16 protein-coding genes are annotated in these 20,616 nt (G+C 67.3%); 6 read left to right on the top strand and 10 right to left on the bottom strand.

Annotated elements, in window-relative coordinates; translation table 11 throughout:
* Positions 1-48: 48 nt before the first annotated feature.
* The 5 genes from AAFN88_RS07155 to AAFN88_RS07135 all read right to left on the bottom strand — a co-directional run bounded on the left by AAFN88_RS07155 (position 49) and on the right by AAFN88_RS07135 (position 8,437).
* Positions 49-426 (bottom strand): response regulator, encoded by a 378-nt coding sequence (locus tag AAFN88_RS07155; protein ID WP_347519387.1) that lies wholly within the window; start codon positions 424-426, stop codon positions 49-51.
* Between the two features lie 126 nt (positions 427-552).
* Positions 553-3,360 carry a DUF2339 domain-containing protein gene (locus tag AAFN88_RS07150; protein ID WP_347519385.1) on the bottom strand — a complete coding sequence of 936 codons (2,808 nt, stop codon included), beginning with the start codon at positions 3,358-3,360 and terminating at the stop codon, positions 553-555.
* A gap of 27 nt (positions 3,361-3,387) precedes the next feature.
* Positions 3,388-6,858 (bottom strand): acyl-[ACP]--phospholipid O-acyltransferase, encoded by a 3,471-nt coding sequence (locus AAFN88_RS07145; protein ID WP_347519383.1) that lies wholly within the window; start codon positions 6,856-6,858, stop codon positions 3,388-3,390.
* A 45-nt stretch (positions 6,859-6,903) separates the two neighbouring features.
* Positions 6,904-7,812, bottom strand: a complete 909-nt coding sequence (locus AAFN88_RS07140; protein WP_347519382.1) for an alpha/beta fold hydrolase — start codon at positions 7,810-7,812, stop codon at positions 6,904-6,906.
* 4 nt (positions 7,813-7,816) lie between these two features.
* Positions 7,817-8,437, bottom strand: coding sequence for a TetR/AcrR family transcriptional regulator (locus AAFN88_RS07135; protein ID WP_347519380.1), 621 nt, complete (start codon positions 8,435-8,437; stop codon positions 7,817-7,819).
* A gap of 270 nt (positions 8,438-8,707) precedes the next feature.
* Between AAFN88_RS07135 and AAFN88_RS07130 the strand changes: the two genes are divergently transcribed.
* Genes AAFN88_RS07130 through AAFN88_RS07120 form a run of 3 tightly spaced genes read left to right on the top strand, consistent with a single transcriptional unit; the run spans position 8,708 to position 11,652 of the window.
* Entirely contained in the window at positions 8,708-10,399 is a 1,692-nt protein-coding gene (locus AAFN88_RS07130) for a Na/Pi cotransporter family protein (RefSeq protein WP_347519378.1), read from the top strand.
* 51 nt (positions 10,400-10,450) lie between these two features.
* Positions 10,451-10,813, top strand: a complete 363-nt coding sequence (hisE, locus tag AAFN88_RS07125; protein ID WP_347519376.1) for a phosphoribosyl-ATP diphosphatase — start codon at positions 10,451-10,453, stop codon at positions 10,811-10,813.
* The gene (locus AAFN88_RS07120; RefSeq protein ID WP_347521647.1) at positions 10,813-11,652 is read left to right on the top strand and encodes a DeoR/GlpR family DNA-binding transcription regulator; all 840 of its coding nucleotides are present in this window, start codon (positions 10,813-10,815) and stop codon (positions 11,650-11,652) included. Before hisE ends, AAFN88_RS07120 begins: the two co-directional genes overlap by 1 nt.
* A 172-nt stretch (positions 11,653-11,824) precedes the next feature.
* On the opposite strand, the gene phnE (AAFN88_RS07115) is transcribed toward AAFN88_RS07120, so the two are convergent.
* From phnE (AAFN88_RS07115) to AAFN88_RS07095, 5 genes are all read right to left on the bottom strand, one after another.
* Positions 11,825-12,643 carry a phosphonate ABC transporter, permease protein PhnE gene (gene phnE, locus AAFN88_RS07115; RefSeq protein ID WP_347519374.1) on the bottom strand — a complete coding sequence of 273 codons (819 nt, stop codon included), beginning with the start codon at positions 12,641-12,643 and terminating at the stop codon, positions 11,825-11,827.
* Positions 12,640-13,434 carry a phosphonate ABC transporter, permease protein PhnE gene (phnE, locus tag AAFN88_RS07110; protein WP_347519372.1) on the bottom strand — a complete coding sequence of 265 codons (795 nt, stop codon included), beginning with the start codon at positions 13,432-13,434 and terminating at the stop codon, positions 12,640-12,642. Before phnE (AAFN88_RS07110) ends, phnE (AAFN88_RS07115) begins: the two co-directional genes overlap by 4 nt.
* On the bottom strand, positions 13,431-14,264 hold the full coding sequence (gene phnC, locus AAFN88_RS07105; RefSeq protein ID WP_347519370.1) for a phosphonate ABC transporter ATP-binding protein: 834 nt from the start codon (positions 14,262-14,264) through the stop codon (positions 13,431-13,433). Before phnC ends, phnE (AAFN88_RS07110) begins: the two co-directional genes overlap by 4 nt.
* On the bottom strand, positions 14,264-15,292 hold the full coding sequence (gene phnD, locus AAFN88_RS07100) for a phosphate/phosphite/phosphonate ABC transporter substrate-binding protein (protein WP_347519368.1): 1,029 nt from the start codon (positions 15,290-15,292) through the stop codon (positions 14,264-14,266). The genes phnC and phnD overlap by 1 nt, the downstream gene beginning before the upstream one ends.
* 247 nt (positions 15,293-15,539) lie before the next feature.
* Complete coding sequence (locus AAFN88_RS07095) at positions 15,540-16,412, bottom strand: LysR substrate-binding domain-containing protein (protein WP_347519366.1); 873 nt, start codon at positions 16,410-16,412, stop codon at positions 15,540-15,542.
* Between the two features lie 194 nt (positions 16,413-16,606).
* On the opposite strand from AAFN88_RS07095, the gene AAFN88_RS07090 reads away from it, so the two are divergent.
* The 3 genes from AAFN88_RS07090 to phnY are packed head-to-tail and all read left to right on the top strand — an operon-like array spanning position 16,607 to position 20,592.
* On the top strand, positions 16,607-17,818 hold the full coding sequence (locus AAFN88_RS07090) for a 2-aminoethylphosphonate--pyruvate transaminase (RefSeq protein WP_347519364.1): 1,212 nt from the start codon (positions 16,607-16,609) through the stop codon (positions 17,816-17,818).
* An 18-nt stretch (positions 17,819-17,836) separates the two neighbouring features.
* The gene (phnA, locus tag AAFN88_RS07085) at positions 17,837-19,117 is read left to right on the top strand and encodes a phosphonoacetate hydrolase (protein WP_347519363.1); all 1,281 of its coding nucleotides are present in this window, start codon (positions 17,837-17,839) and stop codon (positions 19,115-19,117) included.
* A 14-nt stretch (positions 19,118-19,131) separates the two neighbouring features.
* A complete protein-coding gene (phnY, locus tag AAFN88_RS07080; protein ID WP_347519362.1) occupies positions 19,132-20,592 on the top strand; it encodes a phosphonoacetaldehyde dehydrogenase in 1,461 nt (486 codons plus the stop codon).
* Positions 20,593-20,616 lie beyond the last annotated feature (24 nt).

The raw sequence follows: 20,616 nt of genomic DNA, 5'->3' as shown, positions 1-20,616 counted from the left end.
CCTCCCGGGCGCGCGTCCCGCGGGCCCGTTGCCGCCGGCGCCATCGGGCTACTCCGATGGCAGGCCGAGCAGCGCCCGGACCCGGTCGACCAGATCGCGGGTCGAGAAAGGTTTGGTGACGTAATCGTCGGCGCCGAGTTCCAGGCCCTTGCGCCGGTCCAGCTCGCGGCCCTTGGCCGACAGCATCATGATCCTCACAGCGTCCAGCTTGCGGTTGGCCCGGATCGCCTTGCAGACGTCGTAGCCGTCGCGCCGCGGCAGCATGACGTCCAGCAGCACCAAGTCCGGCACGTCGCTCTCGACCATGCGCAACGCCGTCGTGCCGTCCTGGGCGATCTTCACGTCGAAGCCCTCCTGCTTCATCAGAAAACTAAGGGATTCGACGATATTCGGCTCGTCTTCGACGACGAGAACCCTCTGTGACACCCTGCTCCCCTCCCGCTTATGCGCGGGGCCCCCGAAAGCCCTGGCCGCCGGTCCCGCCTGCGGTTTCTTCCAGCCAGCATAGCACGGCAAAGGAGGAGCGCGATGCCTGATTGAGCCGCGGGAGCCCTAGCCGGACCCGGCGGGCGCGGATGGCGCCTCCCCGGCCGCCGGCTTCCGCTGCGGCGGAAAGACGAAGCGCTGGTAGAGGAAGGGGATGCCCAAGAGGCTGAAGCCCAGGGCGGCGAAGGAGAGGAAGCGGTACAGCCCCTCCAGCGCCCCCCAGTCGAACAGCAGCACCTTGCCGGTGGCGACGGCCAGCACCGCCAGGGAGGCGTAACGCAGGCTGGCGAAGCCCGTCTTCAGGCCGAGGCCGAAGAGGACCCAGGCGTAGCCGAGCCAGACCAGCGAATAGGCCAGCAGTTCGCCATTGGTGGTGGCGTGGCGGTACAGCCAGGGACCTTGGAAGGCATGACGCACCTCCAGGCTCAGCCAGGTGAAGACCAGCAGCAGGGCGTAGACCGCCGCCGCCATAGCCGCCTTGGTTTGGCCGTCTCGGCGCAGCTCCCAGGCGAAGAGCAGCGCGAAGACGCCGGGCAGCAGATAGGCCAGCGCCAGCAGGTTCAGCAGCGGCCAGTCGCCGACGTTTACCGCGGTCCACAGCGGATTGCCCAGCAGCAAAGGGAAGAGCGCCGAGTGCAGGGCGGCGAGCCCGGCCAGCAGGCGCCAGCCCCACAGCAGCACCTTGCGGCCCGTGACCCGATAGGCGCGCAGCCAGCCGTAGGCCATGGCCAGCCAAGCCACGGTCTGCAGCGACTGCTCGGCCAGGTCGTAGCTGCGGCTGGCGAGGTCGCCGGCGATGAGGCTGCGGATCTCCAGGGTCACCAGCAACCAGGCCAGCACCAGGGCGCCGCCTTCCAGCAGCAGCACCAGCAGTTCCCCGGGCCTGTCGGAGGGCCAGCCGGAAACCAGGCTGCGGAAGCGCCGCGCCGCCCACCAGAAGGCCAGGGCCGGCAGGCCGTAGCCGTAGGAGATCCAGTTCACTCCCGGCAGGCTGCCGAGCGGGTAGTCGAGGACGTTGTAGTTCAGCACCAGGCGCACCAGCACGGTGCCGGCAAGCGCAAAGGCGGCCGGACGCAGGCCACGCAGCTTCAGGGCGCCCGCGATCCAGGCCACGGCGGCGAGTTGCAGCGACAGGGCGACGGTGAGCCAGGCCTGCTGCAGGGCCATGGTGAAAGCCAAGCCCAGCGCGGCCACGCTGCCGAGGGCATAGATGCCGAGCAGCAGGTCATTGGCCAAGTCCCCCGCCAGCCGCTCGGCGGCGGGGCGCGGCGGGCGGCGGTGCAGTTGCGCCGTCGCGGCCAGGCCAAGCAGCGCCAGCCCGGCGGCGGCCGCCGACCAGGCGAGATCGATGCCCAGCCCGGTGACCCGCCAGTAGGCGACCGCCATCAGGGCCACCGGCAGACCGGCCGAGGCCCCGGCCCAGATCACCGGGCGCCGGGCCGCGGGCAGCGCCAGGAAGCCGGCCGCGGCGAAGAGCGCGCCGAACAGAAAAGCGACCAGCACGAAGGCCGAGAGCTGCGGCGGCACCACCGGCCCCAGCTCTCCGGCATAGCCTTCGCCGCGGTAGTCGTGGGTGAAGGCGGGCCAGTCGGCGATGGCCGGCAGGTGCCAGCAGGCGACCACCGCCAGGGCCAGCAGGGCGCCGGCGGCCGTCAGCCCCTCGAAGGCCGGCTCGCGCCAGGCGGCGGCAAGGAACAGCCCGGCCAGCAGGAAAACGGCGATGAGGGAGACCGGGTCGTAGCCGTCCATGCGCACCAGGATGAAGCCCAGGACCGCGCCCGCCAGGGCACCGGCCCAGGCGATGCGGTCGGGCGTGGTCTTCGGCCAGGGGCCGCCGTCCGCCGCCGCTTCGACACGGTAGCGCAGGGCCAGGAACAGCCCGGCCAGCGCCACCACGTAAAACGCCAGCGCCGGGCTGTCCCAGGGCGACCAGAGGGCGGCGAACCACAGCAGCGGCCACAGCACGGCGCCGGCCAGCGCGCCCCAGGCGAGCCACCAGCAGGCCATGTAGCGGGTCAGCGCCAGGGCCGCCGCGGTGAGCACGAAGAGATAGGAGAACAGGCCCCAGGCCGAAGGCTCGGGCGTGGTCACCAGCAAGGGGGTGGCGAAACCGCCGAGCAGCGCCAGGACGGCGATCAGCGGGCCCTGCAGGATGGCCAGCGCGAAGGCCGCGAAAGCGACCAGCGCCAGCAGCAGGAAGGTCATCAGCGGCGGCATCAGGCCGTAGAGGGCGTGCGCGGCATAGATGCTGGCGAAGGCCGAGGACAGGCCGGCCGCGGTCAGCGCCGGCGGCAGGTAGTTGGGACCGATGGCGGCGATGGCCTGCTGCAGCGGGCGGCGGCGCAGCCATTCGCCGCCGGCGGTCAGCGCGAGGCCGAAGAGGAAGCCGGCGCCGCAGCGCGCCGCCGGCCCGAGCGCCAGCCAGCCGCGCTCGTAGGTGTACTTGGCGAGGAACAGGCCGGCCAGGGCCAGGGTGATGCCGCCCAGCCAGATGAGGCCGCGCGAGGTCAGCCACTGCTCGATGCCGAGGCCCGGCGCCGCGGCGGCCGGGGGTGCGGCCGGGGCCGCCGGCCGCGGCGCGGCGGAAGGCTCAGCGGGGGGTTCGGCAACGGCTTCCGGGGCCGGTTCGGGCTCGGGTTCAGGCTCCGGTTCGGGGGCCGGCGCCTCCTCCGGCGGCGGCGCCGCCGCGCCGCGGTCGAGCCGCCGGCGCAGCGCCGCGACTTCGTCACCCAGGTCGTTGAGGCGCTTGCGCAAAGCGGCCAGTTCCACCGCCGGTGCGCCGCGCCGCGCGAAGGCGGCGATGCCGAGTGCCGGGCCGATCAGCAGGTAGAGCACCAGCGATCCGCCCAGAAGAACCCAGAAGACTTCGTCCATGATCCCGCTCCTTCGCGTAACGCCCGCTCAGGCGGCCCCGACGGGGGCGCCCACGAGCTGTTCGGCCAGGGACTTGGCCGCGGGGTAGTCGACCTTGCCGCTGCCCAGCAGCGGCAGCTTGTCGAGGCTGAAGATCTGCCTCGGCACCATCAGCTCGCTGGCGCCTTCGGCGCGGGCGTGGGCAGAGATGTCCTCGCGCTTCGCCTCCTCCCGCTCGGTCAGCAGCACCAACTGCTCGCCCTTGCGCGCGTCCGGCAGCGCGACGACGGCATGCATCTCGTCGGGCCAGAGAGCACTCACCAGGTTCTCCACCGCGCCCAGGGAGATCATCTCGCCGGCGACCTTGGCGAAGCGCTTGGCGCGGCCGAGGATGGTGACGTAGCCTTCGGCATCTACATCGACGATGTCGCCGGTGTCGTACCAGCCGTCATCGAGGCGCTCCAAGTCGCCCGGGTTCTCGGCCTTCAGGTAACCCAGCATAACGTTGGGCCCGGCGACCTGCAGGCGCCCGCCATGGTCCACGCCGGGCACGGGCTCCAGGCGGTGGTGGATGCCGGGCAGCAGGCGGCCGACGGTGCCGGCCTTGAAGTGCATGGGCGAGTTCACGGCGATGACCGGCGCGCACTCGGTGGCGCCGTAGCCCTCCAGAATGCGCAGGCCGAATTTTTCCATCCACAGGCGGCGGGTTTCCTCGCGCACCCGCTCGGCGCCGGCGAAGACGTAACGCATGGCATAGAAATCGTAAGGGTGCGCCATGCGGGCGTAGCCGGCCAGGAAGGTGTCGGTGCCGAACATGATGGTGGCGTTGGTGTCGTAGGCCAGCACCGGCACGATGCGGTAATGCAGCGGCGAGGGATACATGAATGTCTTCACGCCGGAGAACAGCGGCAGCAGCAGGCCGCCGGTCAGGCCGAAGGAATGGAACACCGGCAAGGCGTTGAACACGCTGTCGGTGGGATTGAAATCGATGCGCGCGGCGAGCTGGCGGCAATTGGCCAGCAGGTTGTCGTGGCTCAGCACCACGCCCTTGGGCGCGCCTTCCGAACCGGAGGTGAAGAGCACCAGGGCCGGCGCTGCCGGGTCCAGGCCCGCCGCCCCGCAGGCCCGCGCGTGGAGCGCGCCGGCGAAGGGCCGCAGGACCAGCCCCAGAAGCTTCGAGAAAGCGCCGATCTTGCGGCGCAGGTCCTCCAGATAGATGAGCTTCACTTCTTTGGAGAGCACTTCGGCGACCTCTTCCAGCTTGGCCTGCTCGACGAAGCGGCGGGAGGTGTAGACGGTCGCGATCTCCGCCGTCTTGCAGGCGGAAACCAGGTTGGCGCTGCCCGCCGTGAAGTTCAGCATGGCCGGCACCCGCCCGAAGGCCTGCAGCGCGAAGAAGGAAACTGCGGCGCCGCCGGCCGAGGGCAGCATGAGGCCGACGACTTCGCCTCTGCGCGTCGCCTTGGCCATGCGGCGGCCCAGCACCAGCGCGCCGGTCACCAGGCGGCCGTAGGTCAAGGGCTTGCGCTCGATGTCCTCCACCGCCGCCTTGCCGCCGCCGTGCAGGGAGCGCGCCTCCAGCAAAGCCTGGAACAGGGTACGCGGTTCCTGGTGGTGGATGCGGAACATCATGTCCGACATCACCTCGTAGAGCGCGTCGCCGGCCAGTTGGCGGCGCTTGCGCCCGCGCGCCTCCGCCGGAATCTCGAAGCGGCGCGGCGGCAGCACGGTGATGGTGATCTTGGGGAAGAGACGCAGGCGGAACTTGCCCTTCAGGCGCGAGAAATAACTGAACTGCGCACCGTCGATCCGTACCGGCAGGATCTGCGCGCCCGACTTGTCGGCGATCATGCCCGGACCTTCGTAGACCTTCATCAAGGCGCCGGTGACGGTGATGCGGCCTTCGGGGAAAATGACGCAGTGCTTGCCCTTCTCCACCTCGCGGATCAGCGCGCGGGTCGCGAAGGGCGAGGTCGGGTCCATGGGAAAGCCCTCGACCAGGGCCATGAAGGGCTTCACCCACCAGCGTGTCGCCATGTGGGAGTCGATGGCGAACATCGGCCGCCCCGGCAGGAAGGCGGCAAGCAGCGCGCCGTCCAGGAAGGAGACGTGGTTGACCACGATGACCGCCTTGGCGCCGGCCGCCTTGATGTTCTCGCGGCCGTGCAGTTCGACCCGATAGAACAGCCGGAAGACCGCCGCGAAGATGCCCTTCAGCAGCTCCTGGGGCAGCAGCTTGCAGACGTACCAGGCGGCAATCACGTTGGCCGCGGCGATAATCAGGAAAACGCCGGTGACGGTCATGCCCAGGGCGAAGAGGGCCGCCGCCGCACCCGCGCCGATCACCATGAAGAGCGCGTTCATGACGTTGTTGGCGGCGATGGTGCGGGCGCGGTGCCCGGCCTCGGCGCGCGCCTGCACGATGGCATAGAGCGGCACGATGTAGAGGCCGCCGCAGATGGAGATCAGCAGCAGGTCGGCGAGGATGCGCCAGTGCGCCGCCTGGGCCAGGAAAGCGCCGACGCCCAGCAGCGTCTCGGCCGGCGCGGCCGGCGCCACGGCGAGGCTGGCGAAGTAGAGGTCGATGGAGAAGACCGCCATGCCCAGGGCGCCGAAAGGCACGGTGCGCGCCGAGACCTCGCCCTTCAGCAGGCGGTCGCAGCCGAGCGAGCCGACGCCGATGCCGATCGAAAAGACCGTCAGAAACAGCGTCACCACAGTCTGATCCCCGCCCAATACGTCCTTGGCATAGGGCGGGAAGAGCAGGATGAAGGTGGCGCCGACCAGCCAGAACCAGGAAATGCCGAGGATCGACAGGAAGATGTCGCGGCGCGCCGCGGCGTGCCGCAGGATCTCCCCCGTCTCCCAGGCGAAGTTCCAATTGACCTTCAACTGCGGCGCGGGGGCCGGAGCCGCCGGGATCGTCAGGCTGGCCCCCCAGCCGAGCAGCGCCACCACCACGATCCCGCCGGAGATCACGGCAACACCGCCCTCGGTCAGGATCAGGAGTCCGCCAGCGATGGTGCCGAGCAGGATCGAGAGGAAAGTCGCCGCCTCGATCAGAGCGTTGCCGCCGACCAGTTCCCTGGTTTCGAGATGCTGCGGCAGGATGCCGTACTTCAAGGGGCCGAAGAAGGCCGACTGGGTGCCCATGAGAAACAGCACGGCGATGAGAAAGTCCGCCCGAGCCCAAGCGAAGCCCAGGGCGGCCAGCACCATGATCGCCACCTCGGCCAGCTTGACGCCGCGGATCATCTTCGCCTTGTCGTACTTGTCGGCAAGCTGCCCGGCGGTGGCGGAGAAGAGGAAGAAGGGCAGGATGAAGACGCCGCCGGCCAGGGTGACCAGGAACTCGCCGCTGAGCCCGCCGACACTGCCGCCCGGCGCAGCGAGACGGAAGAGGATCAGCATCACCAGGGAGTTTTTGAAGAGGTTGTCGTTGAAGGCGCCGAGAAACTGCGTCGCGAACAGCGGCAGGAAGCGCCGGCTCTTCAGGATATCGAGGGTACGGTCGGACATAAGGTGCGGTCCTCTGGTGTTCGGTTTCTCTCGGCGAACGGCGCTTCAGCGCAGCCGCCCGGTCTCCAGGAAATTACGGGTTGCGGCGATGGTCTGCGGGTCGCCGGCGATCACCGTATGCAACGCCGGCACCACGATGTGGTCGCGCGCGCCCGGCAGGCGGGTTTCGCTCACCGTCACGACGCCGTCGTTGTTCTCCGACAGCAGCGGGTTGAAGCCGCTCCCGCCGTCTGTACCGCCGGCGATGATCGCCACTTCGATCTCCGGAGACACCGGCGCGAAGGGCGGGCCCGCGGCGATCTCGCGCGCCGCAGGGCCGCCGATCCAGTGATAGGGCGGCAGGCCGGCAACGGACTCGGCCAGCTCCGAACCCTGGTTCGGCGGCGCGATCATGACCACGCGGCCCAGCTTCAGCTTGTTGTGCCAGATTGCGGTTATCGGGTCCCCCTCGCGGCTCAGCACTTCGCGCACCACCAAGCCGCCCAGGCTGTGGCTGACGAAGGACACCTTCTCGACACCCCGCGCCCGTGCAAGCAGGAGTTCGACCTGATCGGCATGGCCGGCGATGTCCTTGGTCAGGCTGGGGTAGCTGACCGCCACCGCGTCGAAGCCAGCGGCGCGCAGGTCGCGCTCCATGGCGCGGAACAGGGCGGGCGAGCGCCCCATGCCGTGCAGCAGGATCACCAGGTGCGGGCTGCGCGGTGCGAGTCGTTCCGTCCGCTTGAAGCGCTGCAGCGCATCGAAGCAGGCGCTGAACAGGCCGTGTTCGCGGACCCGCTGCTCATCGTCGAGCAGGCGGCAGGTGGGGAGCATCACGTGATGCTGCACGCGCCAGCCGGCATAGACCTGGCTGTCTTCCCAGAGCTGCGTGCGATTGAGCTGCACGGCCCCGGCGATCAGGGTGGCCAGGGTCAGCAGCAGCAGGACGCGGCGCCGCGTGAGCTTGACGCGCATGGCTTCAGCCCTCCCCTCGTTCAGTCCGAAGGCCGCCGCCCAAGGCCCGCCAGCAGCTTTCGGCGAGCTGGTCGGCGACCTCACCAAGGGGCCGGGTGACGCGGCCGTAGACCCTGAAGACCGCGACCTGCAGGACGATGCCCATCACCATGGCGGTGGCGACCTCGGCGTCCTGCCTGGGGATCTCGCCGCGCGCCATCGCCGTCTCCAGCACCGTCTTGATGACCTTCACCGGGGTCTGCATGTCCTCGGTGACGCGCGAGAGCTGGCCGTGCTGCACCAGCAGCAGGAAGCGGAACATGTCCGGGTCCTGCTCGAAGAGGCTGCAGAACATCCCGACCATGACCCGCAGCTTGCCGGGCAGGTCGTGCCGTTCGGCCTGCAGCGCCTCCACCTCGGCGGCCAGGCGCAGGTAGTTGGTGGAGAAGAGCTGCCAAATGAGTTCTTCCTTGCCCGGATAGTGGCGGTAGATGGTGCCCTCGGCGATGCCCGCCGCACCGGCGATGTCGCCGATGGTGGTGCGGTCGACGCCCTTCTCGGCGAAAAGCGCCAGGGCGACTTCCTGGATCTTCTCCTGGGTGCGGGCGCCTCGGGACGGCGTTACGCGGGCCATGGTGGCGGCCATGGGGTTCTCTCCGGCCGAAGGAATGTGAGTGAACGTTCACTCACATATAATCTCTTTGCCGCGCCCGTGCAAGCCCCGCCATCCATCCAGGCGGCCGCGACAGTGGAGCGGAATCAGGATCAAATTCCCATAACACACGAAGATTTAAGCGATAAGGCGCAGGATCGTCAGGGATTCGCCCTGGGCCGGCTTCTGCCCACTTGCACAGAACGCCAGAAAATGTAAGTTTTCTTACAACCTCTAAACACCTGGAATCTCTGAGACTCTCACGTGGAAACCATTGTCAGTATCGCCGGCGGCGTGGCCCTCCTGCTGTGGGGAGTGCGCATGGTGCGCACCGGGGTCACCCGGTCGTTCGGCGCCGAGCTGCGGCGCCTGCTGGCCCTGTCCGCGAAAAGCCGCTTCACCGGCTTTCTTTCCGGCCTGGTCGTAACCGGGGCGCTGCAGAGCGGCACCGCGACGACCCTGATCACCACCTCCTTCGCGGCCCAGGGCCTGGTCACGGGCGCCGCCGCGCTGGCTATCATCCTGGGCGCCGATGTCGGCACCACCGTGGTGGTGCAGGTGCTGTCCTTCGGTCTTCACTGGCTTTCGCCGCTGCTCATCGCCTGCGGCGTTTTCGGTTTCCTGTCGTCCAAACGCACCCGGCACAAGAACCTGGCGCGCATCACCCTGGGTCTCGGGCTGATGCTGCTGGCGCTGCAACTGATCGTGGAGGCTTCTGCGCCGCTGCGCGAATCGCAGGTCTTCGCGGTGCTGCTGCAGCCGCTGGGCAGCGAGCCGCTGCTGGCGGTGCTGGTCGCCGCCGTGCTCACCTGGGCCTCGCACTCCAGCGTCGCCATCGTGCTGCTGATCATGTCGCTGGCCACCGCCGGCGTCCTGGCCGCGCCGCTGGCGCTCGCCCTGGTGCTCGGCGCCAACCTGGGCGCCGCCATCACCCCCCTTGCCGTGACCTGGGCCTCGCCGGTCGCCGCCCGCCGCCCGCCGATCGGCAACCTGGTGATCCGCACCGCCGGGGTGCTGGCGGTCCTGCCGGCGCTGCACTGGCTGCTGCCTTACCTGGAACTGCTGGGCGCCTCGCCGGAGCGCATGGTGGCCAACTTCCACACCCTCTTCAATCTGGCCATCGCGGCGCTCTTCCTGCCTTTCGTCAGGCAGGTCATCGCGCTGGTCACCCGCCTGCTGCCGGACCAGGCGGCGGCCGACGATCCGGGCCGCCCCCGCTACCTCGACGACGGCACCCTGGAAACCCCGGCGGTGGCGTTGACCTGCGCGACCCGCGAGGCCCTGCGCATGGGCGACGAGGTGAAGAAGATGCTGCTGGCCACGGGCCGGGTGCTGCGCAGCAACGACGAGGCCTTGAAGAAGGAAACCGAAGCCGCCGACGACATGGTCGACCGGCTGCACGAGGCCATCAAGCTTTACCTCACCAAGCTGAACAACGAAGAGCTGGACGGTCAGGAAAGCGGCCGCTGCGTGGAGATCCTGAACTTCACCACCAACCTGGAGCACATTGGCGACATCATCGACAAGAACCTGATGGAGCTGGCCAGCAAGAAGATCAAGCAGCGCACCTCCTTCTCCGCCCCCGGCATGGAGGAACTGGAGGACTTCCACGCCCACATCGTCGCCAACCTCGACCTGGCGATGAACGTCTTCGCCTCCGGCGACATCGAACTGGCCCGTCAGCTCTTGCGCCAGAAGTCCCAGGTCCGCGAACTGGAGCGCCGCTACATCGAGAACCACTACGAGCGGATCGGCGAAGGGCGGCCGGACTCCATCACCTCCTCGTCGCTGCACCTCGATGTGCTGCGCGACCTGAAGCGCATCAACAGCCATCTGACCTCAGCCGCCTACACCATTCTGGAGCGCGCCGGCGAACTCTCCGACAGCCGCCTGCGCGAGAAGGTCAAGGCCGGCGGATGCCAGCCGCGGGGCGTCACTGCACCGGACATTTCGTGATCGGCGCGCCCCTTCCCTAGGATAGATACCAGGCCAGGAAAAGGTCGGGCCATGAGCGACGCCATCATGAGACTCTACGCTGCGGTAACGCTGGAGCGGGGGCAGAGTCCCAAGCTCTCGCGCACCGCCAAGCTGTTCAACGGCGGGCGCACCAAGATCGCCAAGAAGCTGGTCGAGGAAGCCTCCGAAGTGTCCCTGGAGTTCGTCACCAACAACCGCGACGAGGTGATCCACGAGTCGGCAGACCTGATCTACAACTGGGTCGTGCTGCTGTCGGAGATGGGCATCCGCCCGGCCGAAATCTGGGAGGAGATGGACAGACGCGAAGCCGAGTACGGCATCGCCGGCAAGCTGCCCAAGTCCGACACCCCGGAACTTGGCCCTTCCGGCAAAAAGACGAACGGCGGCGCGTGATGACTCTGGTCGGCGGCAGGGGCATCGGCGGCATAGCCAGCGGGAGCACCCGCGACGACATCGCGGGCCGCCACGCGCGCATTCTCAACCTGCTGGAAAGCCGCGGCTTCGTCTCCATCGGCAGCCTGGCCAAGTCCTTCGCCGTCTCCGAGCAGACCGTGCGCCGGGACCTCAACGACCTGGAGCGACGCGGCCTGGTGACGCGCTACCACGGCGGCGCCGGCCTGCCGCCGGTGGCCGGCGACGTCGACTACGACAAGCGTAAGCGGCACCACGCCCAGGAAAAGCGGAGGATCGCCGCCCTGGTCGCCAGCCAGATCCCCGAAGGCGCCACCATCTTCATCGATATCGGCACCACCATGGAAGCCGTCGCCGAAGCGCTGCTGCAGCACCGCCGCCTGACCGTGGTGACCAACCACCTGACCGTCGCCATGACCCTGAACCGCAAGCGCGACTTCCAGGTGATCCTGGCCGGCGGCGTCCTGAAGCACAATGACCAGGCCACCACCGGCGAGGCGACGCGAGAGTTCCTGGAGAAGTTCCGCGTCGGCTACGGTATCTTCGGCATCGGCGGTATTTCCGAGGACGGCGACCTGATGGACTACGACTTCCGCGACATCGGCGTCTCCAGCACGGCGATGAAGATCTCGCGGAAACGGCTGGTCGCCTTGGATCACTCCAAGTTCGATTCCGATGCCATGGTGCGCGTCGCCCACCTGCGCGATATCGACACGGTCTTCACCGACGAAGTCCCGCCGCGGCGCCTGAGCCGCATGCTGAGCGACAACAACGTGGCGCTGTTCACCGCCCAGCAGAACGCCGCCCGCCGGAACGGCTGACGCGGAGGCGATCCCTCACGCCCCCTCCTCCGTCCTCGCGTCGCTTATTGCCGCACCCAATTCTCCGCCGTCCCACCCGAATATGCCGGGCAGAGCATCATCGCTTGCGTGCGCCAAGAGGTCTGGAACGCCAAGCCGCGGGACGACGACGGGGCAGGCAAGGCTGGGGAAATCAGATGATTCGCTTGCGGATCTGCGTCACGATCAATTCCGCCGCGATGACGACGGCGAAGATACTGAGTAGAACGGTCGACACCTTGTCCCAGTAGAAGGTGTCCAGAGCCTGGTCGAGGGCAACCCCGATGCCGCCGGCGCCAACCAGGCCAAGGACGGCGGATTCTCTGACATTGATGTCCCAGCGGAACAAGGCGATCGACCAAAGCGCCGGCTTAACCTGCGGCCAATACCCCTTGAGCAGCACACTTGCCGGCGGGGCGCCGGTCGCGACCAAGGCCTCGATGGTGCCCGGATGCGCCTCCTCCAGCGCCTCACCGAGAAGCTTGCCGACGAAGCCGACGGAGCGAAAGGCGATGGCGAGCACACCCGCCAAGGTCCCCGGTCCGAACACGGCTACGAAGAGCAGTGCCCAGACCAGCGAGTTGACGGAGCGGGAGGACACCAGCACCAGTTTCGCAAGCAAGTTCAGAATCGGATTGGCGGTGATGTTTCGCGCCGAGAACAGCGCCACCGGGACCGCCAGAATCAGCGCCAGAAGAGTGCCGAGGCTGGCGATATGCAACGTCTCGATAAGCGCGTCGTGGACACCTTCCCGGTAATAGGAAAGGTCCGGCGGCCACAGCCGGTGCAGCAGGTCCAGCATCTGCGAAGGCGCGTCGTAGAGAAACTCGGGAATCACCTCGACGTGGCGGATCGATACGACGATTGCGGCAACTGTGACGAACAGAATGAGCCAACGGGAGAAACGCTCTATCGGAGTATGCCGCTCGAGACGCCGGCGCGTGTGCTCGAGAGGAGAAGCAGCGCCGCTCACTTGAAAACTTCCTTGACCCAACCGCTGAGGTATTCTCCGACCATGATAATAGCAATCAGCGAAATCAGGATCGCCGCGACGAAGTCATAGTCGAAACGCTGGAAGGCCGAGAACAGCGTGCCACCGATGCCGCCGGCCCCGACGATACCGACCATGGTCGAATTCCGCAGGTTTGAATCGACCTGATAGGTCGAAAAACCGATGAAACGCGACAGCACCTGGGGCACCACGCTGAAGATGATAACGTTGCCAAAGGGAGCCCCGGTCGCACGCACCGCTTCCACCTGCTTTAGCGAAATCTCCTCGATCGCCTCGGCGAACAGCTTGGCGATGAAGCCGATTGACGCAACGATCAACGCCAGGATGCCCGCGAGGGCGCCAAAACCCACGGCCTTCACGAACAGAATGGCGACGATCACCGGATGGAACGAGCGGCATAGCGCGATCAGCGCCCGGGCCGGCCAGGTCACCCAGGGGGGCATCATATTGCGTGCGGCCAGGAAGCCGATAGGCAGCGACAAAAGGATACCGATCGAAGAGGCCAGGATGGCAATCTCGAGGCTCTCCACGAGGCCTTCCAAAAGCAGGCTCCAGCGCGAAAAGTTGGGCGGCACCATGCGGCCCAGCATGTTCGCTCCGTGTCCCAAGCCATCGAAAACCCGTTGAGCGCTGATGTCGATCAGGCTCAACGCATAAACGACATAAGCCAGAACCAGCCCCCACAGCAGCCGTGAGCGCCAATTGGTCGGAAACGGATTGCGCCGCGCAGGTTTCTCTGCAGTCGCCGTCATTGCAGCCAGTCCTCACCCCCATAGATCTGCTTGAGGTGCTGGTCGGTGATCGTGCTTGGCGGGCCGTCGAAGACGATCTGCCCGCCCGACATGCCGATCATGCGTCGCGCGAAACGGCTGGCGAGGGTGACGTCGTGTATGTTGACGACAACAGGAATATCCCGCTCGCCGGCAAGCTGAGACATCAGGTCCATGATCTCGACCGAGGTCTTCGGATCGAGCGACGACGTCGGTTCGTCCGCCAACAGGATACGCGGTGTTTGCATGAGTGCCCGGGCGATGCCGACCCGCTGGCGCTGGCCGCCGGAAAGGGCATCTGCGCGTTGATATGCGAACTTGCCGAGCCCGACTGCGTCAAGCAGGTCGAAAGCGCGGTCGACGTCGCTTTGGGGAAACTTTCTGAGCCAAGCCTTAAACGGCGACACGTAGCCGAGCCGCCCGCACAGCAAATTCTCGACCACCGTCAAACGTTCGACCAGGTTGTACTCCTGGAACACCATGCCGATCTTGCGCCGCGCCCGGCGCAATCTGGCGCGGCCAAGGCGGGTGATATCCTCGCCCTCGAACACGATGGAGCCTTGGGTGGGCTCCACAAGCCTGTTGATACAACGCAAAAGCGTGCTTTTGCCGGTGCCGGACGGACCGATGATGGCGGTCATCCCCAGGCCCTCGATGTCGAGGTCGATGCCCCTGAGAACGGGCACGCCGGGCACGTACTCCTTGACCAGGCCGTGTATGCTCATCGAATGCGCCGGCAGACCGGCGGAGTCCGCGGGGCCAAGGCCCCGCGAACCCATCTGCGACGACATGCCGCCGTTTTCTCCGTCCATCAGTTCGACTTTTTGGCCGCTTTTTCAGCTTCTTTCTTGGCCATGGCGTCGAGCCCCTTGCGGTCATATTCCTCGCCGATCGATTTGGCGATCTGACGAATCACGGCCCAGTCTTGCTTGTAGGTGATCGGGAAGAAGCGATCCGCACCGCCGAAAGTTTCCTGCATCTCCGGGGTAAATCGGAAATCCCTGAAGGCCTCGCGGATCTGCTGGACGAGTTCGGGCTTGAGGTCATGGGCATAGGCGAACGAAGAGGTCGGGAATTTCGGACTGCGATAGATGATCCGAAAGTCCTCAGCCTTGACGACGCCGCGCTCGACCATCCGCGTGAACACGTCGGAAGCGACGGGCGCCGCGTCATAGTCACCGCTGTTGACGCCAAGCACGGATTGATCGTGCTTACCGGAGTAGAGCACCTCATAGTCCTGTTCCGGCACCAGCCCCTGATCCGGGAAGAGTGCGCGCGGCGCCAAGTTGCCCGAGTTGGACGACGGCGACGTGTGCGCGACCTTCTTGCCCTTCAAATCGGCCAGTGTCTGGTAGGGGCTATCCGTCTTGACGATGACGATCAGGTTGTAGCCCTGGAACTCGCTTTCGGTGCCCTTGACGGCAAGCGGCACGGCCCCTGCAAGGTTGACTGCGAAGCCGGTCGGGCCGGTGGAGAAGCCGGCGACATGCAGGCGGCCGGAACGCATCGCCTCGATCTCGGCGGAGTTCGACTGCACTGTGTAGTAAATGACTTTCTTGCCGGTTTTCTCTGCCAGGTAATCCTGAAACGGCCTGAAAGCATCCCGGTACACGGCAGGGTCCTCGACCGGCGTGTAGGTAAAGACCAAGGTCGACGGATCGCGCCACTTGGACGGGTCCGTCGGGGCATCCGCAACAAGATCTCCGTCTTCGTCGCAGTAGATCTCGTCAAGCGTGCCGCGGTTCTTGCACTCATCGGCTTCAACCGTCGACGCCTGGAAAAGCAAAGCGCTGCACATCAGGCCGAGACCGGCGATCAGTGCGAAAAATCTGGAACTCATGACTTCCTCCCTGGCATTCCTCTGCAGGCCCACCTCTTTTTTTCCGCAGCGCCTGATGCCGCGCGCTGTGGCTCCAGACGGGCGAACGATTTATTACAGTTATATGTAAGAAAACTTACAATTCATTCGCGGCGGCTGGCAATCGATTTGTGCCGCCGCAACGGCGATGTCCCGGCGCAGCACGCCTGAGAAGCGGTGCGCCGGCTTGGCGGCAACTGCGACGAGCGGTATCCCGGAACGGGCCGGATCATCCGGCCGCGGCGACCTCGCGGGCGGTGTCGAAGAAGGCCCTGATGACCTTGCCGCCGGCGCGCTCGCGCAGGCAGACCAGGGCCTCGTCCATCAGCACCTCGCAGTCGGAGAGGCGAACCGGCACCAGGCGGGAGTCCTGGCCGAACTCGGCGGCGGAGACCACGCCGACGCCGCCGCCGGTGGCGACGATCTCGCGCACCGCCTCGCGGCCTTCGGCCTCGATCGAGGGCGCTAGGGTCAGCCCGCGCCCGCGCGCCGCCGCCTCGATGCTCTGGCGGGTCTTGGAGCCGCGCTCGCGCAGCACCAGCATCTGCTCGGCGAGCTCGGCCAGGGTGATCGATTTGCGCCGGCTTAAGGGATGATCCTTGTTGGCGAAGGCGATGAGCGGGGTGGAGCTCAGCTTGATGACCTCGAAGTCGCGGCTCTCCGGGACCTCCCCCAGGATACCGACCTCGGCCTCGTAGTCGTAGAGCTGGGCGATCACCTCCTCGGAGTTGCCGGAACTGACCACCATCGCGATGCCGGGGTAGCGCTCGCGGAAGCGCCCCAGGATGTGCAGCATGTGGTGGGCGGAGTCCGCCACCACGCGCAGCGACTCGGAGCGCAGGGCGCGCGATTCAGACAGCAGCTCCAGGGCCTGCTTTTCCACCTCGAACATGCGCCGGGTGATCTCCAACAGCTGCTGGCCCGCCTTGGTCAGGCTGACCTGTTTCTTGTGCCTGTTGAAGAGGATGACGTCATATTCCTCCTCCAGCTTGCGCACCTGGTCGGAGATCGCCGGCTGGGTCAGGCACAGCGCCTCGGCGGCGCGGGAAAAGCCGCCGCAGATGGCGACGTAGTGAAAGGCCCGCAGTTGAACGTAGCGCAAGGCTCTCCGGCTCCGGTTCTCCGCCAGGGGGCGGTCAGAAAAGCGTCCACTCGACCCATCAGCATAACCTATCCAACTTATACAAAATAACGATTTTACAGATATATCAGGAGCGCCCAGGATGCCCGCCGAGGCCGGGACGACACCGGCCGCCGGCCCATCCGGGCCCCTCCCCCTTCAGGAGTTCGACGCTGATGACCCGTGACAGCGGCGCAGCCGTGCCCCCCAAACCCGCTGTGTGCGAGCCGCCCGCCTGCGGCGAGCCCTACCTGCTGACCCCCGGCCCGCTGACCACCTCGGCCAGCGTGAAGCGCTGCATGCTGAAGGACTGGGGCTCCTGGGACGGCGATTTCCGCGCCATGACCGCCGAGCTGCGCCGCCGCCTCCTGGATATCGCCGGCGATACCGAAGGAGCTTACGACTGCGTGCCCATGCAGGGCAGCGGCACCTTCTCGGTGGAGGCCATGCTGGGCAGCTTCCTGCCGCGCGACGGCAAGGCCCTGGTGCTGGTGAACGGCGCCTACGGCCAGCGCATCGTGCAGACCCTGAACATCCTGGGCCGCACCTGCCGGGTCATCGACAAGGGCGACTACCTGCCGCCGCGCGGGCCCGAGGTCGCCGCCGCCCTGGAGGCCGACCCGGCCATCACCCACGTGGTGCTGGTCCACTGCGAGACCTCCTCAGGCATCCTCAACCCCGTGGCCGAGATCGCCGAGGTGGTGGCGGCCAGGGGCCGCAAGCTGCTGATCGATTCCATGAGCGCCTTCGGCGCCCTGCCGCTGGACGTGCGGGAGATCTCCTACACCGCCATGGTGTCCTCGGCCAACAAGTGCATCGAGGGCGTGCCCGGCTTCGGCTTCGTCGTCGCCAGGAAGGCGGAGCTGGAAGCCGCCAAGGGCCGCAGCCATTCGCTCAGCCTCGACCTCCATGCCCAGTGGGACTACATGGAAAAGACCGGCCAGTGGCGCTACACCCCGCCGACCCACGTGGTCGCCGCCTTCCTGCAGGCGCTGGCCGAGCACGAGGCCGAGGGCGGCGTTGCCGGGCGCGGCGCGCGCTACGCCGAGAACCGCGACGTCATGGTGGCGGGCCTGCGCGAGCTGGGCTTCGAGACCCTGCTGCAGGACGGCTGGCTGTCGCCCATCATCGTCACCTTCTTCAACCCCGCCGACCCGAAGTTCGACTTCCAGACCTTCTACGACCTGCTGAAGGCCAAGGGCTTCATCATTTACCCCGGCAAGCTGACCGTGGTGGACTCCTTCCGCATCGGCTGCATCGGCCGCCTGGACGCGGCGGTCATGCGCCGCCTGGTGGGCGCCGTCGCCGAGGCGTTGAGGGAAATGGGCGTCGACGACGCCACGCCGCCGGCCGCCGCCATGGACGAGCGCGCCAAGCTGGTCGCCTGACAAGACAAAGGACACCCGATGACCGATTCCGCCCCCATCACCGTCCCCCCGGTAACCGTAAATGGCCGCAGCTACGCCTTCCCCAAGGCGCCGGTCGTCGTGGTCTGCATCGACGGCTCCGAGCCCGACTACATGGAAGAGGCCGTGGCCGCCGGGCGCATGCCCTGGCTGAAGTCCGTGCTGCCGGGCGGCGCCGACCTGCGCGCCGACTGCGTGGTGCCCAGCTTCACCAACCCCAACAACCTCTCCATCGTCACCGGCCGGCCGCCCAAGGTGCACGGCATCTGCGGCAACTTCTTCTACGACCCGGCCAAGGACGAAGAGGTCATGATGAACGACCCGGCCTACCTGCGCGCGCCGACGATTTTCGCGGCTTTTCAGCAGGCCGGCGCGAAGATCGCGGTGGTGACGGCCAAGGACAAGCTGCGCCGCCTGCTGGGCCACGGCCTGACCATGAAGGCCGGCGAGGCGGTCTGCTTCTCCGCCGAGAAGGCCGACGAGGCGACGGTCGCCGAGAACGGCATCGACGGCCTGCTGGAACTGGTCGGCAAGCCGGTGCCCAGCGTCTACTCGGCCGACCTCTCCGAATTCGTCTTCGCCGCCGGCGTGAAGCTGATGGAGAGCCTGCGGCCCGACCTCATGTACCTCTCCACCACCGACTACATCCAGCACAAGCACGCCCCGGGCAGCGAGGGCGCCAACGACTTCTATGCCATGATGGACGGCTACTTCGCACAGCTCGACGCCGCCGGCGCCGTCATCGTGCTGACCGCCGACCACGGCATGAACGCCAAGCACAGCCCCGACGGCGCGCCCAACGTGCTGTACCTGCAGAGCGCGCTCGACGACTTCCTGGGCGCGGGCAAGGCGCGCACCATCCTGCCGATCACCGACCCCTACGTGGTCCATCACGGGGCCCTGGGCTCCTACGCCACGGTCTACCTGCCCGAGGAGGCCGACGTGGGCAGCGTCGCCGCCTTCATCGAGGGCCTGGAGGGCGTCGAGCAGGTGCTGACCCGCGACAGCGCGGCGCAGCTCTTCGAGCTGCCGGACGACCGCATCGGCGAGCTGGTGGTGGTGACCGAGAAGACCCGCGCGGTGGGCACCAGTCCCGACAGGCACGACCTCTCCGGCCTGGAAGTGCCGCTGCGCTCCCACGGCGGGGTCAGCGAGCAGCGCGTGCCGCTGGTCGTCAACCGCCCGGTCGGCGGCCTCGAGGGCCGGCGCCTGCGCAATTTCGACGCCTTCGACATCGCCCTCAACCACGTCGAGGCCCGCCAGACCGCGGCGGCCGAGTAAAGGAACCCAGTACCATGAGTATCGCCGAGAGCTTCGCAGCCTCCCCCCGCCACGAACCCCTGCGCATCGCCGGGCGCAAGGTCGACGCCGAGGGCGTCATCGAGGTGCGCTATCCCTACACGGACGAGGTCATCGGCACGGTGCCGGCGGGCAACACCGCCCACGCCCGCGAGGCCTTCGAGATCGCCGCAAGCTACACGCCCAAGCTGACCCGCTACGAGCGCCAGCAGATCCTCTTCAAGACCGCGGAACTGCTGGTCGCCCGCAAGGAAGAGATCTCCGATCTCATCACCCTGGAGCTCGGCATCTCCAAGGCCGACTCGCTCTACGAGGTGGGCCGGGCCTACGACGTCTTCACGCTGTCGGCGCAGATGTGCATCCAGGACGACGGCGAGATCTTCTCCTGCGACCTGACTCCGCACGGCAAGGCACGCAAGATCTTCACCACGCGCGAACCGCTGACGGCGATCTCGGCCATCACGCCCTTCAACCACCCGCTCAACATGGTGGCGCACAAGATCGCCCCGGCGGTCATGACCAACAACTGCATGGTGGTGAAGCCGACCGAACTCACCCCCCTCACGGCGCTGGTCCTGGCCGACGTGCTCTACGAGGCGGGCCTGCCGCCGGAGATGCTCTCCGTGGTCACCGGCTGGCCGCAGGACATCGGCCTGGAGATGATCCAGAACCCCAACATCGAGCTCATCACCTTCACCGGCGGCGTGCCGGTGGGCAAGATGATCGCCGAGAAGGCGGGCTACAAGCGCACGGTGCTGGAACTGGGCGGCAACGACCCGCTGATCATCCTCAACGACCTGACCGACGACGACCTGGCCAAGGCCGCCGACCTGGCCGTGGCCGGGGCGACCAAGAACTCCGGCCAGCGCTGCACGGCGGTCAAACGCATCCTCTGCCAGGAAAGCGTCGCCGAGCGCTTCGTGCCCCTGGTGCTGGAGCGCGCCAAGAAGATCCGCTTCGGCGATCCCATGGCCAAGGACACCGACCTGGGCACGGTGATCCACGCCCAGGCCGCCGAGGCTTTCGAGAACCGCGTCCACGCCGCCGCGGAAGCCGGCGCGGAGGTGCTCTACAATCCGGGCCGCCAGGGCGCGCTGCTGCCGCCCATCGTGGTCGACCGCGTGCCGCACGAGTCCGAGCTGGTGATGGAGGAGACCTTCGGCCCCATCGTCCCCATCGTGCGCGTGCCCGACGAGGACGAGGCGGTGATGCGCATTTCCAACTCCACCGCCTTCGGCCTGTCGTCGGGCGTCTGCACCAACGACTTCCGCCGCATGCAGGCCTACATCAAGGGCCTGAAGGTCGGTACGGTGAACATCTGGGAGGTGCCGGGCTACCGCATCGAGATGTCGCCCTTCGGCGGCATCAAGGACTCCGGCCTGGGCTACAAGGAAGGCGTCATCGAGGCCGCCAAGAGCTACACCAACGTGAAGACGTTTTCTCTACCGTGGGGGTAGGGCTCGCTGCCCTGGGGGTGAGGG

The sequence above is a fragment of the Pelagibius sp. CAU 1746 genome (assembly GCF_039839785.1).
In the GTDB taxonomy this organism is placed as follows: Bacteria; Pseudomonadota; Alphaproteobacteria; order Kiloniellales; family Kiloniellaceae; genus Pelagibius.
This window is presented reverse-complemented; position numbering and strand designations above follow the sequence as displayed.

Excerpts from the sequence above, each read along its gene's own strand:
- AAFN88_RS07140 (WP_347519382.1), bottom strand. The coding sequence starts at position 7,812 with ATGCGCGTCAAGCTCACGCGGCGCCGCGTCCTGCTGCTGCTGACCCTG.
- AAFN88_RS07090 (WP_347519364.1), top strand. The coding sequence starts at position 16,607 with ATGACCCGTGACAGCGGCGCAGCCGTGCCCCCCAAACCCGCTGTGTGC.
- hisE (WP_347519376.1), top strand. The coding sequence starts at position 10,451 with ATGAGCGACGCCATCATGAGACTCTACGCTGCGGTAACGCTGGAGCGG.
- AAFN88_RS07135 (WP_347519380.1), bottom strand. The coding sequence starts at position 8,437 with ATGGCCGCCACCATGGCCCGCGTAACGCCGTCCCGAGGCGCCCGCACC.
- AAFN88_RS07145 (WP_347519383.1), bottom strand. The coding sequence starts at position 6,858 with ATGTCCGACCGTACCCTCGATATCCTGAAGAGCCGGCGCTTCCTGCCG.
- phnD (WP_347519368.1), bottom strand. The coding sequence starts at position 15,292 with ATGAGTTCCAGATTTTTCGCACTGATCGCCGGTCTCGGCCTGATGTGC.
- phnY (WP_347519362.1), top strand. The coding sequence starts at position 19,132 with ATGAGTATCGCCGAGAGCTTCGCAGCCTCCCCCCGCCACGAACCCCTG.
- AAFN88_RS07120 (WP_347521647.1), top strand. The coding sequence starts at position 10,813 with ATGACTCTGGTCGGCGGCAGGGGCATCGGCGGCATAGCCAGCGGGAGC.
- phnC (WP_347519370.1), bottom strand. The coding sequence starts at position 14,264 with ATGGACGGAGAAAACGGCGGCATGTCGTCGCAGATGGGTTCGCGGGGC.
- phnA (WP_347519363.1), top strand. The coding sequence starts at position 17,837 with ATGACCGATTCCGCCCCCATCACCGTCCCCCCGGTAACCGTAAATGGC.
- phnE (WP_347519372.1), bottom strand. The coding sequence starts at position 13,434 with ATGACGGCGACTGCAGAGAAACCTGCGCGGCGCAATCCGTTTCCGACC.
- AAFN88_RS07150 (WP_347519385.1), bottom strand. The coding sequence starts at position 3,360 with ATGGACGAAGTCTTCTGGGTTCTTCTGGGCGGATCGCTGGTGCTCTAC.